The 17618-nt window shown below is 69.7% G+C and carries 11 protein-coding genes; 8 read left to right on the forward strand and 3 right to left on the reverse strand.

The window, feature by feature from the left end; genetic code table 11:
- Window positions 1-227: 227 nt before the first annotated feature.
- Window positions 228-2561 carry a beta-L-arabinofuranosidase domain-containing protein gene (locus AC27IY_RS32745; protein ID WP_487180285.1) on the reverse strand — a complete coding sequence of 778 codons (2334 nt, stop codon included), beginning with the start codon at window positions 2559-2561 and terminating at the stop codon, window positions 228-230.
- Window positions 2562-2669: 108 nt separating this feature from the next.
- Window positions 2670-4076, reverse strand: coding sequence for an arabinofuranosidase catalytic domain-containing protein (locus AC27IY_RS32750; protein WP_449958331.1), 1407 nt, complete (start codon window positions 4074-4076; stop codon window positions 2670-2672).
- Window positions 4077-4357: 281 nt separating this feature from the next.
- Between AC27IY_RS32750 and AC27IY_RS32755 the strand changes: the two genes are divergently transcribed.
- The 8 genes from AC27IY_RS32755 (at window position 4358) to AC27IY_RS32790 (ending at window position 15704) form a co-directional block, all read left to right on the forward strand.
- Window positions 4358-4540 carry a hypothetical protein gene (locus AC27IY_RS32755; protein ID WP_487180286.1) on the forward strand — a complete coding sequence of 61 codons (183 nt, stop codon included), beginning with the start codon at window positions 4358-4360 and terminating at the stop codon, window positions 4538-4540.
- A gap of 123 nt (window positions 4541-4663) precedes the next feature.
- Entirely contained in the window at window positions 4664-5521 is an 858-nt protein-coding gene (locus AC27IY_RS32760) for an SAM-dependent methyltransferase (protein WP_487180287.1), read from the forward strand.
- Between the two features lie 706 nt (window positions 5522-6227).
- Complete coding sequence (locus AC27IY_RS32765; protein WP_423450236.1) at window positions 6228-7505, forward strand: ROK family transcriptional regulator; 1278 nt, start codon at window positions 6228-6230, stop codon at window positions 7503-7505.
- Window positions 7506-7714: 209 nt separating this feature from the next.
- Window positions 7715-12637: a ThuA domain-containing protein gene (locus tag AC27IY_RS32770; RefSeq protein WP_487180782.1), complete on the forward strand. Its 4923-nt coding sequence runs from the start codon at window positions 7715-7717 to the stop codon at window positions 12635-12637.
- A 53-nt stretch (window positions 12638-12690) separates the two neighbouring features.
- Window positions 12691-13326 (forward strand): hypothetical protein, encoded by a 636-nt coding sequence (locus AC27IY_RS32775; protein WP_487180288.1) that lies wholly within the window; start codon window positions 12691-12693, stop codon window positions 13324-13326.
- Window positions 13327-13415: 89 nt separating this feature from the next.
- Window positions 13416-14432: a COG1470 family protein gene (locus AC27IY_RS32780; RefSeq protein ID WP_487180289.1), complete on the forward strand. Its 1017-nt coding sequence runs from the start codon at window positions 13416-13418 to the stop codon at window positions 14430-14432.
- 79 nt (window positions 14433-14511) lie between these two features.
- A complete protein-coding gene (locus AC27IY_RS32785) occupies window positions 14512-15195 on the forward strand; it encodes a hypothetical protein (RefSeq protein ID WP_487180290.1) in 684 nt (227 codons plus the stop codon).
- A 143-nt stretch (window positions 15196-15338) separates the two neighbouring features.
- Window positions 15339-15704 carry a helix-turn-helix domain-containing protein gene (locus AC27IY_RS32790; protein ID WP_487180291.1) on the forward strand — a complete coding sequence of 122 codons (366 nt, stop codon included), beginning with the start codon at window positions 15339-15341 and terminating at the stop codon, window positions 15702-15704.
- Between the two features lie 108 nt (window positions 15705-15812).
- Here AC27IY_RS32790 and AC27IY_RS32795 read toward each other — a convergent pair whose 3' ends face one another.
- On the reverse strand, window positions 15813-17468 hold the full coding sequence (locus tag AC27IY_RS32795) for a glycoside hydrolase family 44 protein (RefSeq protein ID WP_487180292.1): 1656 nt from the start codon (window positions 17466-17468) through the stop codon (window positions 15813-15815).
- Window positions 17469-17618: the final 150 nt, after the last annotated feature.

Raw genomic sequence — 17618 nt, forward strand, 5'->3', positions numbered from 1 at the left:
GGATGACCTCCCGGTTTGTTCCTCACCGAACTCCGCTTGACCAGCCCAAAAGCCTGCGGGGCGGCCTGACCTTCTGCAAGATCTTGCACATGCTCCAGGTGCTCTTAGCCACTTGGAGCGGCCGATGCCCCACCTGCCATCAACGACCACCATTACGAACTAACAAAGCCACGCTTGATCAAATCCTTTTTGCCCGGAATCAAGGCGGCAGGCCGCTGGGCGGGTGTTCAAGAGTTGCGGACGAGTCGCCATCGGTTGTCGGCGGTTCCGTTGTCGGAGTCCTGAACGGCCTGGGCGCCGTTGGCGGTGGAGTTGTTCTGGATGGCGAGCAGCTTGCCGCTGTTCACGTTGCGGATCTTGTAGGTTCCGTCGCCGTTGTCGACCAGAGTCCACCGGTGGTCGGCTGTGCCGTTGTCGGACCACTGCAGGATGCGGGCACCGTCGACGGTGGACATGTTCTCCACTCCCAGCACCTTGCCGCTGTTGACGTTGCGGAACCGCACGGCGCTGCCGTCGGTCACCATCACCCAGTTGTGGTCCGCGGTGCCATTGTCGGTCCACTGCAGCGCGAGACCGCCGTCCGCTGTGGACATGTTCTGGATGCCGAGGACCAGGCCACTGGCCGCGTTGACCAGCCGGTAGCTTCCCGTCCCGCCGGTGCCCTGCCCGCTGACATTCCAGTAAACGGTGTAGTTGTGCCCCTGCGCATCGTAGAAGGGGATCAGGTTGACCGTCGCGTTATCGGCGGTGGCGGTGAAGGTGAGCGCCGAAGTGCTGGTCCGGGCGATCGAGGAGGTGGTCAGGGCCGGAAGCGACGACAGCGAGGTGTTGCCGTAGTTGCCGGACAGCACGACAGGACCATACGTGATCGCCGCGACGTTCGCGTTGTCGTTGGCCGCCTTCATGACCACGCGCATGGGCAGGCGCACCGTGACGGTGTCGCCGGATGTCCACGAGCGGGTGAGGGTGGCGTAGGACCCGGGCGTGGTGTCGACGCTCTGCTGCGTGCCGTTGACGCTGATGGTGGCGCCCGACGTCCAGGCGGGGATGCGGATCCGCATCGTCCACGAGCCGCCGACGCTGCCGGTGACCTGCAGGGTCGTGGTGTCACTCGCCGGGTAGGACGTCGTCTGGGTGACCGTGATGCCGCGCTGGGACCAGTTCAGTGTGGATGGCTGGAACAGGTTCACGAACAGCGTGGTGCCGTTGTAGGAGTAGATGGCGTCCGCCAGGCTCGTGTTGGCCTCCACCCCAGTGCCCTGGCAGCACCAGAACGAGCTGTAGTCAGTGCTCCACGTGCCGCCGCCCCACGCCGGGCCGACCCCACGGCGGCCACCGGGCCGCAGGGGGGTGAAGTAGGTGATGTGCCCGTGGGCGTCCGCCGGGTTCTGGGCACCGATGACGTGGTTGAACAGGGCCCGCTCATAGAAGTCCATGTAGGACGCCTGGCCGGGGTTCAGCAGCCACAGCTCGCGGGTGAGCTTGAGCATGTTGTAGGTGTTGCAGTGCTCGCAGGTGTCGTTGCTGAGGTATCCGGCGATGGCGTTGGGGGCGCGGAAGTGTTCGGCCTGGCTGTTACCGCCGATCACATACGTGTGCGCGTTGACGGTCATGTTCCATGCGTTGTTCGCGATGTCCCGATAGCGGGTGGTGCCGGTCGCCTTGTACTCCCGTGCCGCACCGATCCACTTGGGCACCTGCGTGTTGGCGTGCAGGCCGTTCAGCTGGTCCTGATTGGAGGCGAGCGGGGTGAACACGGCCGCGTGGTCGAACCGCTGAGCGGTCGTGAGCCAGCGCCCGTCACCCGTCTGCTGGTAGATGTCGGTCAGCACCGCGTTCATGCCGCCGAACTCGGTGCCCAGCATGTTCTGCATCTGGCTGGAGCTGAGCCGGGAGGTGCGCTGATCCACCCAACCCGCGAGCGCGAGCAGCACGTCGCGGGCCTGGGTGCTGCCGATCAGGCGCCACACGTCGAGCAGGCCGGCCAGCGTCTTGTGGATGCAGTAGTACGGCACATTGCCGTTGCTCAGCGTGCGCGCTTCGAGGGCGCTGAAGTCCGACTCGGGGAAGCCGGAGAGGTAACCGGCGCCGAACCCAGCGGCACCGTTGTTCGCCTGGCATTTGGCGAGCTCGGTGACCATGAAGGTGGCCTTGTCCCGGCAGGTGGTGTCGCCGAGCAAGGCGTACGCCTGGGCCCACGCGGTGAGGAAATGCCCCTGCACGTGGGTGCGGAACGGGAACGACGGGGCGTCCCATCCGCCGTTCGAGGCGGCGCCGTTGGTGGAGAGCCGGTGATTGGCCCGGAAGTTGTACAGCAGCCGGTTGACGTCGACGAACCGGAGATAGGAAAGGGTGCGGTTCTGGTTGTCCAGCCAGCGGCCGGAGGTGAGCTGGACCTGCCCGAGGTCGAACAGGTAGGCCGACACGCCGATGTCGGCCCGGGCCGGGGCGACCGCGGCCACGGCGGCCGACGCCCCGGCGGCCTGCCCAACGGCCGACGCGGCAACCGCGACGCCGGCGGTCTGCAAGAGCTGACGGCGGCTGAGCGATGGGGATGACACGAGACCTCCAACATGGTGAGCTGCGGTCGCCCGGGGACAACGGGCGACGTCACGGCCGCCTCGCCGCACTCGGCAGCCATGGGACGAAGAGGGGAACAACGGCCGGGATCAACTGCGCAGGGTCCACCGCTGGTTGGCCTGGCCGTTGCAGGACCACAGGATGAGCTTCGTGCCGTTGGCGGTGGCGGCCGCGTTGGCGTCCAGGCACAGCCCGGACTGCACGCCGGTGATGGTGCCGTTGGTGTTGACGTTCCACTGCTGGTTGGCCTGGCCGTTGCAGTCCCAGATGATCACCTGGGTGCCGTTGGCGGTGCCCTGCCCGTAGGCGTCCAGGCACTTGTTGCCGTACACCTGCAACTGCTTGCTTGAGGTGGAGGTGAACCGCTGGTTGGTGCCGCTCCCGCAGTCCCACAACTGCACCTGGGTGCCGTTGGCGGTGCTGCTGTTCGGCACGTCGACGCACCGCCCGGACTGGCCGCCCACGATCTGGACGCCCTGCTGCGGGTTGGCGCCGCCCGCCGGCGCGTAGCCGGCGGCGGCGATGTTGGCCTGTACGGCGTCCTCGGTGGCGGCGGTCGGATAGCCGGAGGTCAACACGCCCTCGAAGAAGGTGCCGCGGCCGGAGACGCTGTTGTCGCCGCCGATGCCGAGCAGGATGGCGCCTTCCTTCTTCATCGGGTGGTAGCCGTTGGGGCGCCGTCCGTCGAAGTAGGTCGTCAGGCCGCCCGACTGTGCGTTGCCGCCCCGGATCGCCCAGTGGTTCGGCTCCCCCTTGACCATCGCCGTGACGAATCGGTGGTTGATCGACGGGATGTTGTTGTAACCCGCGTTCACCCCCGAGAAGAGTCCCCACTCCAGGTCGGCCATGATCCAGGGACCGGCTCCGGCCCCGTAGCCCCACTGCTTGTCGGCGCCGAAGTAGACGGTCTCCATGATGGCGGGGGAGTCGGCTATGCCATCCGTCTGCGCGTTGCCGTAGTCGAAGCAGCACCACTGGTTGTAGTGCGTGCCGTCGACGACGGCGTAGATGCCCTCGGGCTCGTCGCCCTTGGCGACGCCGGTGGTGTTGTTGTTGCGGTAGCCGGTGCCGGGCTCCACACGGACACCGTACGCCTTCTGCCCACCGATGGTGATCGGTGCCGCCTTCGCGTCGGCGAGGTTGTCCCATCCGCCCGGAGCGGGGCCCTTCCAGTAGCCGGGCGGCGCCTGCGTGAGGCGGTTGTTGCGGCCGGACTGGTCGTAGATGATCGTGATGACGCAGGTCGTGTTGGCGCAGAACGAGTCCTGCGTGGCCGCGTTGACCACCCCGCCCGCGCTCAGCACCCCGATGTCCCGGCTGGTGTTGTCGGACGAACGCCTGACTTGGTAGAGCGGGCCGTCGTAGGCCGCGTACAGGGCACGCGTGGTGCTGTGCGCCGCCACACACGGCGTCCCGCCCGCGGCGTAGATGTCACACGGCTGCGACGTCGCGGCCTGGGCTATGCCACCGCCGACCAGGCAGGCTGTGGCGAGCAACGCACCCGCCCCGGCCGCGAGTGGCCTTGTCAGGCGTCCAAAAAGCATCATGCCTTCTCTCGATCAGGACGGCGCCGATACGCGGGCCCGGCAAAAGTTGTGTTAGCGCTAACATCAGTTGATGGTCGAATCGATTCGTCGGTAACGCCAGTGCGGAGTCAAATCAACGAAGGCCCCGGCGTCAAGAACGTGGATCGAATCTCTCGCCACCCGGGACTACGCTGTCGGCGCTTCGCCTGGGTTCCTACCGTGAATCGTTCGCCTCATTGCGATGAGATGTCGTGAAACTTTCATCCCCGCGTCCGCCGGATGGCGAGCCGCCGCCCGCCTCACGGCCGGTCACCTCCTGCCCGGAGTCGTACGACGTGGCCGCCCAGCGGCGGTTGTGGGCCGTCTCGGAAGATCTCACCGGGGTGACGTCCCCCGTCGCCGCGCCCGCTTCAGGAGCGGCCGTCACGGCGTAGCGTGGATCGTCCGTAACGCCGGGCCCGGCAGCGAGGAAACATCTGAAAGCACATGCCTCGGCGAGGGCCGTCCGCGCCCCCCGTCAGGCCCGGCGATCGTCGCCGATCCATCAGGGAGAGATCTTGACGCACAGTGGCAAAGAGACGGACCCGCAGGATCCGGAGTACGCCGACGCCCCGGCTGCAAGGATCAATCCGCACATTCCTCACCCCGCCCGGATCTATGACTTCTTACTGGGCGGCAAGGACAACTTCGCCTCCGACCGTGAGGCCGCCAAGGGGCTCATCGCGCTGTCGCCGGGCACCCGTGAGGGCGTGCGCGCCCACCGTGCCTTCGTGAGCCGGGCCGTACGGTATCTGGCGGCCGAAGCCGGCATCTCCCAGTTCCTCGACATCGGCACCGGGCTCCCCACCCAGGACCCCACCCACGTCATCGCCCAGCGGGCCGTGCCCGAGGCCCGGGTGGCCTACGTCGACAACGACCCCATCGTCCTCGTGCACGGGCGTGCCCTGCTGACCGGTGACCCGGCGGGCGCGACGGAGATGATCGAGGCGGACCTGCGGCAGCCACAGAAGATCCTGTCCGACCCCGCGATCCGGGAGGTGCTCGACTTCACCCGTCCCGTGGCCGTCATCCTGGCCGGGATCCTGCACTTCGTCACCGATGACGAGGACCCGTACGGGGTGGTCGAGCAGCTCAAGGCGGCGGTGCCCAGCGGCAGCCACCTGCTGCTGTCGCACATCACCATGGACTTCGCCGACAACCTGAGCCGCGAGGAGTTCACCAAGCCGTACGACAACAGCTCCGCCCCCATGGTGCCGCGCAGCCACGACGAGACGCTGCGCTTCTTCGACGGCTGGAACCTCCTGGACCCGGGCCTCGTCGAGGTCGTCACGTGGCGGCCGGACCCGGTCGAATACCAGGAACAGATCCCCGGCGGCCACGCCTGGGCCTACGGCGGCCTCGCCGTCAAACCCTGAGACACCTCCCGCGTGCGCCGTCCGGCCCACGCGGCCGCGCACGTCACGCCACTACATGAAGTAGCGCGCCTGGAGCCGGAACAGCTCGGCATAGCGGGCGTCGTGCGGGCCGTCCTCGAGGGGGCCTTGATGGGCGGCCTTGAGCGTGCCCGCCCGCCTGGCGTGCCGGTTGGCACCACCGCGGCGGCACCGAGGTCGGCGTCAACGGTGACGGTGCGGCTTTGTACGGCCGTTCAGGCGGGCGGGAGTCATGGGTGAAAAAGGGGTGCGGGAGGGTGAGGACGCGGCGTTTCTCCGGCCGATCGAGGGCAGGCGTCATGGCCGCAGTGACGTAAAACCGGACGTTCAGGCGGGCGGGGGCTCAGGGACGGGGTGCGGGTCTAGGGGACGGGTCCTGAGGGCTCAGGTGGACCCGCCATCACTCGTCGAGTCGGCGGCGTGACCGTCGGTCCGGATGTGGTCCACGCTCCTCCTCGATCAAGTCGGGTGGCTAGCCGCATTAAAAGAGGGGACTTTCGCCGGCACAAGGGTGAAATCGTTTACAAGTTAGGTAACGTTCCGATAACTGACGCCGAAAAGCTCGCTGAAATGCGCAGACATCAGCGATGCCAACTCGTTACGCGACGAAGGGGTTCACGGTCGGACATTCGCGTGTTACAACCCGATTAATTGATCTCAGAGATAAACAAAGGGGCAGGTGGTGCGCATGTCGTACAAGCCACCCAACCGCGCCCCGGGCGGCGCCGCACCGGCGGGTCCTGCCGCGCTGCGCCGGGCGAACCTCTCGCTCGTGCTGCGCGAGCTGCGCGACCACAGGGTCCTGTCCCGCGCCGACATCGCCGAGACGACCGGGCTGCACCGCGCCACCGTCTCCAACCTGATGGCCGAGCTGCTGGAACGGCGTCTCGTACGCGAGGTCGGCGTCAGGCACGCCGGCGCCGTCGGCCGCCCCAGGCGCGCGGTGGCCTTGCACGGCGCGCACGTCGGCGCGCTCGGCATGGAGATCAACGTCGACTACATCGCGGTCCACGGCACCGACCTCAGCGGCCGGGTCCTGGTCGAGCGCCGGATCGTGCATGACGCCGTGGGCAGCGGCCCGGACGGCTCCGTGCGGCGGCTCGCGGCCGTGGCAGGGCAGGCCGTCGAGACCATGCGGCGGGCCGGAGCGACCCCCGCCGGCATCGCGGTCGCCGTCCCCGGGCTCGTGGACGTCACCCGCGGCGTCGTGACGCTCGCCCCCAACCTGTCCTGGCACGAGCTGCCCCTGGCCGAGCGGCTGACCTCCGTGCTCGGCCCGTTGCGCCTGCCGGTACGGGTGGACAACGACGCGAACCTCGCCGCCCTGGCCGAGTACACCTCCGGCGTCGCCGCCGGCACGCCCTACCTGGTGTACCTCACCGGCGAGGTCGGGGTCGGCGGCGGCATCATCCTGGACGGCCGGCTGCTGCGCGGCGCGGACGGCTTCTCCGGCGAGGTCGGGCACCTCCAGGTGGACCCCGACGGCGCCCAGTGCGGGTGCGGCCGCGCCGGATGCTGGGAGACCAAGGTCGGCCTGGCCGCGCTCGTCCGCGCGGCGATGCCCGAGCAGGCGTACGGGCTGCCCGGCAGGCCGGTGCCCGACCCCGGCGAACGGGTGAGCGACATCGCCGGCGGCCTGGCCGCGGGCGACCCGCGGATGACGGCGGCGGTGGCGCAGGTCGGCGAGTGGCTCGGGCTCGGCGGCTCGATCCTGGCCAACCTGTTCAACCCGCGCGTGATCGTCATCGGCGGCTACTTCGCCTCGCTGGCCCAGTGGCTGCTGCCGCACGCGCAGGACCAGCTGGACCGGCTCGTGGTGGCGGCCCCCGCCGCCCGGTGCCGCCTGGTCGCCTCCACACTCGGCTTCGGCGCCGCCTCCCGGGGCGCCGCCAGCATGGTGGTCAGCGACGTCATCGACGACCCGACGGCGATCATCGGCACACCACCCCGGCCGGCACCCGTCTGACGGCCCCGCAGACCTGGAGACGGCACCCTCCAGCACCCCGCAAGATCCGCTCCACGAAGTGGCAACAGCGCGGCGGCGCGCGCCTTGCCTGACGTCCCCCCGGTCAGGAAGGGTTTTCCATGTCACCACGTCATCGCACGTGGGCCAGGCTGCTCCGTGCGGCCCTGCCGTTACGCGGACGGCGCCTCAGGCGCCGAGCCGTGACGACGATGGCCTTGTCCGCCCTCGTCGCCCCCCTCGCCGTCCCTCTCGTCCCGATCCTCGCGGCGCCCGCGAGCGCCGAGGCCGCCACGGCGGCCGAGCCCGCCTACAAGGTCCTCGTCTTCTCCAAGACGACCGGTTTCCGGCACGACTCCATCCCCGAAGGCATCGCGGCCGTGCAGAAACTCGGCCAGGACAACAACTTCGCGGTCGACACGACCGAGGACAGCGCCCTGTTCACGGACCAGAACCTGGCCCAGTACAAGGCCGTGATCTTCATGTCCACGACCGGTGACCCGCTGAGCACGCAGGACCAGAAGGACGCCTTCCAGCGCTACATCCAGAACGGCGGCGGCTTCGTCGGCGTCCACGCGGCCGCCGACAGCGGCTACACCTGGGAGTGGTACGGCAAGCTGGTCGGCGCGTACTTCAAGAGCCACCCGGCGATCCAGCAGGCCAGGGTCAAGGTCGAGGACCCGGCGCACCCGTCCACCAAGGACCTGCCGACGACCTGGACCCGTAGCGACGAGTGGTACGACTACCAGGCGAACCCGCGCCAGACGGTCCACGTGCTGACGTCGATGGACGAGACCTCCTACACCGGCGCCACGATGGGCGCCGACCACCCGAACACGTGGTGCCAGGACTTCGACGGCGGCCGTTCGTGGTACACCGGGCTCGGCCACATGAAGGAGAACTACAGCGAGCCGAACTTCCTGAAGCTGCTGCTCGGCGGCATCCAGACCGCCGCGGGCGTCGTCAAGGCCGACTGCTCGGCCTCGCAGAGCTCCAGCTTCGAGAAGGTCACCCTCGACGACAACACCTCCAACCCGATGATGGTGGACGTCGCGAAGGACGGCCGGGTCTTCTACATCGACCGCCTCGGCGAGGTCAAGATCATCAAGCCGGCCGGCGGCACCGTGACGGCGGCCGATCTGGACGTCTTCACCGCCAACGAGAGCGGTCTGCTCGGCCTCGCGCTCGATCCCGGCTTCGACACCAACCACTGGGTGTATCTGTACTACTCGCCCACCGGGACGAACGTCGACCGGCTGAGCCGCTTCACCGTCACCGGCGACACCCTGGACCTGGCGAGCGAGAAGACGATCCTCGACGTCCCGGTCCAGCGGGCCGAGTGCTGCCACCACGGCGGCGGCATGGTGATCGACCCGAAGACCGGCGACCTCTGGCTGGGCACCGGCGACAACACCAACCCGTTCGCCTCCGACGGCTACACGCCGATCGACGAGCAGTCGGGCCGGTCGAGCTGGGACGCCCAGCGCAGCGCGGGCAACACCAACAGCCTGAGCGGCAAGCTGCTGCGCATCCACCCCGAGGACGACGGCACCTACACGATCCCATCGGGCAACCTGTTCGCACCGGGCACGGCGAAGACCAAGCCGGAGATCTACGGCATGGGCTTCCGCAACCCGTTCCGCATGGGCCTGGACCCCAAGACGGGTCACATCATGCTCGGCGAGTACGGCCCCGACGCCAACTCCGCCAGCGCCACCCGCGGCCCGCAGAACACCGTCGAGTGGAACATCGTGTCCGAGCCGGGCAACTACGGCTGGCCGTACTGCGTCGGCGACAACACCCCGTACGTCGACTTCAACTTCGCCACCAGGCAGTCGGGGTCGGCGTTCAACTGCGCGGCGCCGGTCAACGACTCGCCGAACAACGACGGCCTGACCAGCCTGCCGCCGGTCATTTCCGCGACGGTCTGGTACCACTACGCGGCCGACCCGCAGCACTTCCCGGAGCTGAGGGGCGGCGCCCCCATGGGCGGCCCGGTCTACCGTGACGACCCCGACCTGCAGTCGGACGTCAAGTGGCCGGCGTACTGGGACGGCAAGGCGCTGTTCGGCGAGTGGAACAACGACAAGATCTGGTCGTTCCAGCTCGACGAGGACGGCACCGAACTCGTCGAGATGAACCCGATCCTCGGCACGTTGTCGTTCAAGAAGCCGATGGACATGAAGTTCGGCCCCGACGGCGCGCTCTACCTGATCGAATGGGGCTCCGGCTTCGGCGGCGACAACGCCGACTCCGGCATCTACCGCATCGAGTACACCAAGGGCACCCGCCCGCTGATCGCCCGCGCCACCGCGGACAAGACGGACGGGCCGCTGCCGCTGGCCGTCACGTTCTCCAGCGAGGGCAGCAGGGACCCGGACGACAAGCCGATCACCTACGCCTGGGACCTCGACGGCGACGGCGAGACCGACTCCACCGACCCGAACCCGTCCTTCACCTACGAGGAGGGCGGCGACTACAACGCCGTCCTGACCATCACCAACCCCGACGGCAGGACCGCCACCGCGAGCGTGGCGATCAGCGCGGGCAACACCCGCCCCACCGTCTCGGTGGACCTGCCGCCGAACGGCTCCTTCTTCGAGTTCGGCGACCAGGTGAAGTTCGAGGTCACCGTCACCGACCCCGAGGACGGCACGATCGACTGCGACCGGGTGCAGATCCAGGCGATCCTCGGCCACGACAGCCACGGCCACCCGCTGGACCAGCACAAGGGCTGTGAAGGCGTGCTGCAGACCCAGCAGGCCGGCCACGGCGAGTACGACAACCTCTTCTACGTCATCGAGGCCAGCTACGCCGACGACGGCGCCAACGGCGCCAAGTCGCTGACCGGGCGGGGCGAGGTCCTGCTGGAGCCCAAGCGCAAGCAGGCCGAGCACTTCTCGCGGACCGGCCGGGTGAGCGGCGGCACCGGCACCGACGCCGCGGGCGTCGCGGCGGAGACGACCAGCGACACCCAGGGCGGCAACGAGCACATCGCGTTCATCCAGGACGGCGACTGGTGGTCCTTCGACCCGGTGAACCTGTCGAACCTGACCGCGATCCGGCTGCGCGCCTCCTCCGGCGGCCCCGGCGGGACCGTGCAGATCCGGGCGGGCGACCCCGAGACCGGCACGCTGGTCGGCTCGGTCGAGGTGCCGCCCACCGGCGGCTGGCAGACGTTCACCGACGTCACTCTCGACCTGACGGAACCGCCGTCGGCGAGCGGACCGCTGTACTTCGTCGTACGCAAGCCCACGGGCGCGGCCGGCGACGCCTACCTGATCAACGTCAACTGGGTCGACTTCGTCGGCAAGGGCGCGACCGACAACCAGCACCCGGTGGTGACCGCGACGGCCACCCCAGCGACGGGCGTCGCCCCGCTGCGGGTGGCCTTCAAGGCGACGGCCACCGACCCCGAGGACGACCCGCTCACCTACAAGTGGAACTTCGGCGTGGCCGGCGCACCCGAGCCCACCACCGCCGAGGCGAGCCACACCTACACCGCGCCGGGCACCTACACCGCCGTGGTGACCGTCACCGACGACAAGGGCGCGTCGGCCACCGCGCGGGTCCAGGTCAAGGTGGACGCCCAAGCCACGGTGTGCTTCACCGGCCGGTCCGACGACTTCCTCGGCGACCAGCTCGACCGTGACCGCTGGTCCGTCGTCCGCGAGAATCAGGACCTCAAGGTCGAGGACGGCAAGCTGGTGATCCCGACCTCGACCACCGACATCTACAGCACGGGCGGCAACACGCCGAACATCGTGCTGCAGCCGGCTCCCTCGGGCGCCTGGACGGCCACGGCCAAGCTCACGCTGGACGCGCGGGACGCGTACCAGCAGGCGGGCCTGGTCATCTACGGCGACGACGACAACTACGCCAAGATGGTGCTGCAGGCGCGCTCGACCTCGGGTTCCGACCACGCCAGCCGCATCTTCCAGTTCATCAGGGAGGAGAACGCCGCCCCCAACGAGGTGGCGGAGAGCAACACGGCCTCCCTCGGCGACGCCTACCCCGACACCGTGTACGTGCGGTTCGTCAGCGACGGCAGCACCATCCGCGCCCACTACTCCTCCGACGGCAGCACGTTCACCGCGATGCCGCAGACCAAGTCGCTCGCCGGGATCACCAGCCCGAAGATCGGCCTGATCTCGCTCGCCGGGGCCAACCACCCGGTGGTGGACGCGGCCTTCGACTGGTTCCACATCACGCCGGACGACACGGCGACCGCGCCCGCCCCGGACGACGAGTTCGACGGCACCGCGCTCGACACGTGCCGCTGGAGCGCGGTCGTGCGCCCCGACGCCACCGCCGCGCGGGTGAGCGGCGGCAAGCTGGAGCTGGACACCACGACGGGTGACATCTACGGGACCACCAACACCGGCCCGAAGAACCTCATCCTGCAACCGGCCCCGGACGGCGACTGGACGCTGGAGACCAAGCTGGACGCCTCAGCGCTCAACCAGCAGTACCAGCAGGGCGGCCTGATGGTCTACACCGGCGACGACGACTACGTGAAGCTCGACTTCCTCACCACCAACTCGCCGGGAGCCACGGTGGCGCGGGCCATCGAGCTGCGCAGCGAGGTCGGCGGCACCGTGCAGAGCCCGCAACCGCAGGCGAACAACCTCACCGGCGGCGAGTGGCACCTGCGGCTGAAGAAGGAGGGCGACACCTTCACCGGCTCCTACTCCTCCGACGGCCAGACCTGGACGGACCTGTCCGCTCCGGTGAAGAACAGCGCCGTGGCCGAAGACGCGAAGGTCGGCGTCTACACCATCGGCACCAACCAGACGGCCTCGAAGACGGTCACGTTCGACTTCTTCCGCCTGACCGGGGCGGCGCAGGTCGAACTGGCGGTCTCCGCCGCGTCCCGCTGCATCGGCGCCTCGGCGTACGTGGCGGTCACCGCCGTCAACACCTCCGAGACGGCGGCGACGGTGACGCTGACCACGCCGTACGGCACGAAGACCGTGGCCGGCGTGGCCCCGGGCAAGCAGGCGTACCAGTCCTTCAACAGCCGGGCCGGGCAGATCGACGCCGGCACGGTGACCGTGAAGGGGACGGCGACGATCGGTGGCCGGGAGGTCACCTCGTCGTACGACGCCGCATACCCGGCGCTCGACTGCAGCTGAGACAGAACCCCCGGGGCCGGCCGGCCCCGCCCACTCATAGATGGAGCGATCACATGAGAATCAACAAGGCCGCGCGGCTGCTCGCCGCCGCGGTGGTCGGTGTCGCGCTCGCCGGCGCCGGCCTGGCCGGTCCCGCCGTGGCCGAGGACGATCCCGAGGACGGCATCGACGTGTCGGTGACCATCAAGCCGGGCACCATTACCGGCCAGGTGTCCATGACCGTCGCCGACAACGGCGGGGTGGCCCTGCAGGAGAGCGGCTCCAACGCCGCCGCCCGCCAGTTCGTCGGCACCCTGCCGACGGTCACGGTGACCGACACCCGCGATCCCGGGGAGATCCCCGACGGTGACTTCTGGGCGGTCGTGGGTCAGGCCGGCGAGTTCACCGCGACGGACGGCTCCGCGCCGCCCATCGGCCCGCAGTACCTGGGCTGGCGGCCGCGGCTGCTGAGCGACTCCTCGACCGGCGCGGTCGCGGCCGGCGAGCCCGTCTCCAGCGTCATCTCCGACGGCTCGGGAGCACCGACCGTCGGCCTGCAGGGCCAGGAGCTGCTGGTGTCCACGGCGAACTCCGCCGACGAGATCGGCACCTGGGAGGTGAACGCCGACCTGGCGCTGCGCACGCCCACCGACGTCGCCGCCGGCGAGTACCACTCGACCCTGACGCTCTCCCTGTTCAACCAGTCCTGAGCCATTTTCCGGGGCGCGGGACGCCATCGCCGCCCGGGACCCTGCGGGGTTCCGGGCGGCCACGACGACGAGACTGGAGACATCCTCTGTTGACCATCAACCGTGCGCGAGGCGTCCTCGCCCGCCTCGCCGTCCTCGCCGCGCTGCCGGTCGCCGTCCTGGTGGGGCCGGCGGCCCCGTCGCACGCCGACACCACCTGGTCGGTCGTGCCGGCCAACGCGGGCGGGCCCGACGGCCGCAGCGTCATCGACCTCGAACTCCCCGGCGGCGGGCAGGTGGTCGAGCACGTCGCGGTCATCAACCGCTCCACCGAGCCGGTCGAGTTCGGGATCGACGCCAACGACGGCTACCTGACCTCCAAGGGCTACTTCGACATGCGGCCGTCGGACGTCGCGCCGGTGGACGGCGGCTCGTGGATCACGGTGCCCGAGAAGGTGACCGTCGCCGCCGGTGCCACCTCCGTCGTGCCGGTGACGGTGTCGATCCCCGGCAACGCGACGCCGGGCGACCATCCCGCCGGAGTGACCGCGTCCCTGGAGACGGTCTCCGGGCAGGTACGGGTCCAGAACCGGGTGGGCGTCCGCCTGAACATCCGGGTCACCGGCGACTACGTCGCCAAGGTGGCCGTCAGCGGGGTGCGGGCGGAGTACACGGGCTCGTGGAATCCCTTCGTCCCTGGGACGGTCGAGGTGACGTACACGGTGGCCAATGCCGGAAATATCCGGCTCGTCAGTGACAACCGGGTGCTGTCGTCCACGCTGTTCACCGAGAACTCCTGGAGCGACCCGTCCGCGGCCAGGGCCAGGGAGCTCATGCCGGGCGGCAGCCGTACGTACGTCGCGCGGGTGGTGGGGGCCTGGCCGCTGGGGCCGGTCCGTACGACGGTCGTGGCGGTCCCCTCCCTCGCCGGTGCGGCGGTGCCGGACGTCGCCGTGCGGCCGGCGGAGGTCGCCACCACGGTCTGGGCGCTGCCGTGGCCGCAGCTCGGCCTCGTCGTCCTGCTCGTCCTCGCCTTCTTCGCCCTCCGGCTGAACGCCGCGCGGCGCCGCAGGCGCATCGAAGAACTGATCAGGCTCGCCCGTGAGGGCAGGTCGCAGGAGGCGTGAGTCCCGTCACCCGCCCTCAGAGGTGGCGGCCGTCAACCGGCCCGGGCGCCGGCATCGAATCGTAAGGGAGCCATGTTCCGTGAAGAAGGCATCGACCTACGTCCTGACCCTCCTGCTGTCCTGGGCCGGGCTGGTGCTCGGCGCACCGGCCGCCCACGCGCACGGCGGGCCGATCAAGCTGGAGGTGACGGGTGACGGGGCCGACAACGTCAACGTGCTCGTGACGTACGAGAAGGACGGCCATCCCGTCACCGAGATCGTCGCGGCGACGCTGACCGCTACCTCGTTCGACGGCCGTGCCTTCGGCCCGGTCCCGCTCCGGTCGGCCGGCGAGGGCCAGAACCTCTACCGCTCCGCCGAGCCGCTGCCCAGCGGCGAGTGGCGGGTGACGGTGAGGGCGACCGAGCCGGCCAAGGCGAAGAAGACGGTGAAGGTGAAGGCCGGCGTGATCGCCGCGCCGGTGGCGGGCCCGACCGCCGCGTCCGCGCCGGGCTCGACGACCGCGCCCGCACCGGGTACGACGGCCGCCCCCGCACCGGGTACGACGACCGCTCCCGCACCGGGTACGACGGCCGCCCCCGCTCCTGGCCAGGCGTCCGCACCCGCCCACCTGCACGAGGCCGCGGCGGGCGCGGCGGATAAGACGGACGGGGACGGCGCGATGGGGAGCGTGCTGCGGATCGGCGTCATCGTCCTCGCGGCGCTCGCCGCCCTCGCGGCCTGGCTCGTCCTGGCCCACCGGCACCGGCAGACCCGCCCCTGAGCACACGCCCCCGCCGCTCGTGTCAGCGTGTACCGCTTCGAAAGTCGTCGCAGGGTGCTTGACCTGCAGGTCGAGCTGATGCAGCGGTGCGGGCAAGATCGACTCTTATGTCTGTCCGTCTCCTGTATCCGATCATGATCCGGATGTTCGGCCGGCTGGCGCTGCGGGGCCGGAGCGAGGCGGCCAAGGACGTCGAAATCATGGTGCTGCGGGCCCATCGGCTGGTGACGCCGGGCACGCTGCTGGCCTGGCATCGGCGTCTGATCCGACGCCGGTGGACGTATCCGAGCCGCTCCGGCCGCCCAAGGACGAGCGAGGAGATCCGAGAGTTGGTGGTGCGCCTGAAGCGGGAGAATCCGGCCTGGGGGTATCGCCGGGTGCACGGTGAACTCATCCGGCTCGGCTACCAGGTCAGCGAAGCGACCGTACGCCGGATCCTTCGCAGCCGGCGGGTCGGCCCGGCTCCGCGAAGCACCGACACCTCGTGGAGAACCGCAGACGTTGAGTGAACATGGCGCCTCCGGAGGCTGGGCTGCGTGGTGCCGCAGGCACCCTGGGAGCGACGCGCCGTCCTGGAAACCGAGGCCGCGGCCAGAGCGGGATCCTCGCCCTGAACGTCAATGCCGGCGCGTCGGCAGGTCCAGCAGGGTGATCGAGTTCGCCGGGTACGTCGCAGTGACCCGGCCCTGGCGCACCAGGAGATCGTCACCGCGCACGATCGAGCCGAGATCGGCCGGGCCGTAGGTGAACCGCTTCGCCTTGGCGTTGCCGTGCAGTCCGGCGATCGACAACGGTGCGGTCAGCTCACCGCCGGTCTTGTTGATGACCATCAGGGTCAGCGCCTTGTCGCGGGAGCGTTGCGCCCCATACACCGCCAGCTGCCCCTGATCGCCGCTGGCCGCCGACACGCTCACGTCACCGAACCGGCTCCCCGCACCGTCGTAGTTGCGATACATCCGGAACGCGTAGGCGCCGGGCTGGGTCGGCTGGGGTTCGCCCCAGATGGTGGCGAGGTCGAGGCCCTCGCGCCCGAAGATGCCGAGAACGTCGGCCTGCGCCAGGGCGCCGTTGATGTCGTCCAGCGCGCCCCAGTTGTACTCGGTGATCGCGGTCTTCGTCCCGGGGTAGTACTGCGCGACCCAGTCCTTCATCTTGCGGATGAACTGCAGTGGCGGCGCGTTCACCCCCGAAGGGCCGATCCAGGACTCCTCGACGTACGTCGGGTCCCACAGCGAACGCGTCGAGCGCAGCCGCCACGCGTTCGACTCGGGGTCCTTGCCGCCGTTGATCTGCGGGTAGTAGTGCTGGTCGAAGTAGTCGAGCATGCGCTTGCCGCCGTGCGTGTCGCTGTAGTCCTTCATGTTCTTCAGGAACCACTGCGACAGGTTGAGCCCGCCGTGCGCGGCCGCGTCGGCGCCCGGCGCGCACCCGTCCACCCCGGACGCGACCCACTCGCAGTACCCCCAGCCGGACGGGCCGAGCACCGCCGCGCTCGGGTCGGCGGCCTTGATCGCCGCGGCGGTCGTGGTGCTCCTGCCGCCCAATTCGTCGTAGGAGACCGCCTCGGGGTGCACGTCGCGGTGCGTGGAGCTCCACAGCACCGGCTCGTTGTCGAGCTCGTAGATCGGTACGCCGCCGCGCGCCGCCGTGCCGAACTGGCTCACCAGGTGCGACACCATCTCGCCGGTGAACGCGGCGTCCGCCGGGATCGAGGTGTCGGTGGGCACCGCCCCGGTGAGGTCGGCGTTGCCGAGCCGGCCGTTGCCGCAGCCGGCGTCCCACGGGTCGAAGGCGTCCTGTGCGGGGAACCGGGCGGCAGGGAATCCGCAGGCGAACGGGTGCTGGGCGGGCGAGTCCTTGGCCACCCACCCGCTCATCGGCACGGTGACGACCTGTTTGCTACCGCGGTCCCGGCTGGTCTTGACGTACGCCTCGACCGTGTTGTCGGGGCCGGCGACGATGTTCTCGAAGTACCAGTCGCTTCCGGTGTTGTAGGTGTGGTTCTTGAAGTTGTAGCGGGTGGTCGCGTTGCCGCCCCAGCGCGTCACCGGCAGGCCGATCTCGGCGGCGAACGCCGGGTCGGCGCCGTTCATGCCGTAGATGTCGGGACTGATCGGGTGCCGGGGGGCGGACAGGTCCACCGACAGCGCGGGCCCGGCCGCGGCCGCCGCCGGCTGCAGGGACGCCTGGGCGGTCAGCGTCCCCACCACGAAGGACACCGCCACGCCGAGGGTCGCGGCCGGTCGCAGCGTCCGCCGTCGTCGAGTATCCATCGTCGGCGCTCCCGTCATCCGTTTTATGGTCAACAATCGACGAGCGTGACCAGCTGCCTTACGGGTGTCAAGGCGCTGCTGTGGCGTCCAGCGGGTGCTCGGCTCCAGTGAGGGGTACGTTTCCTGGTCAAGCCCGTCAGCGGCTTGTGA

Source organism: Nonomuraea sp. B208, assembly GCF_057536035.1.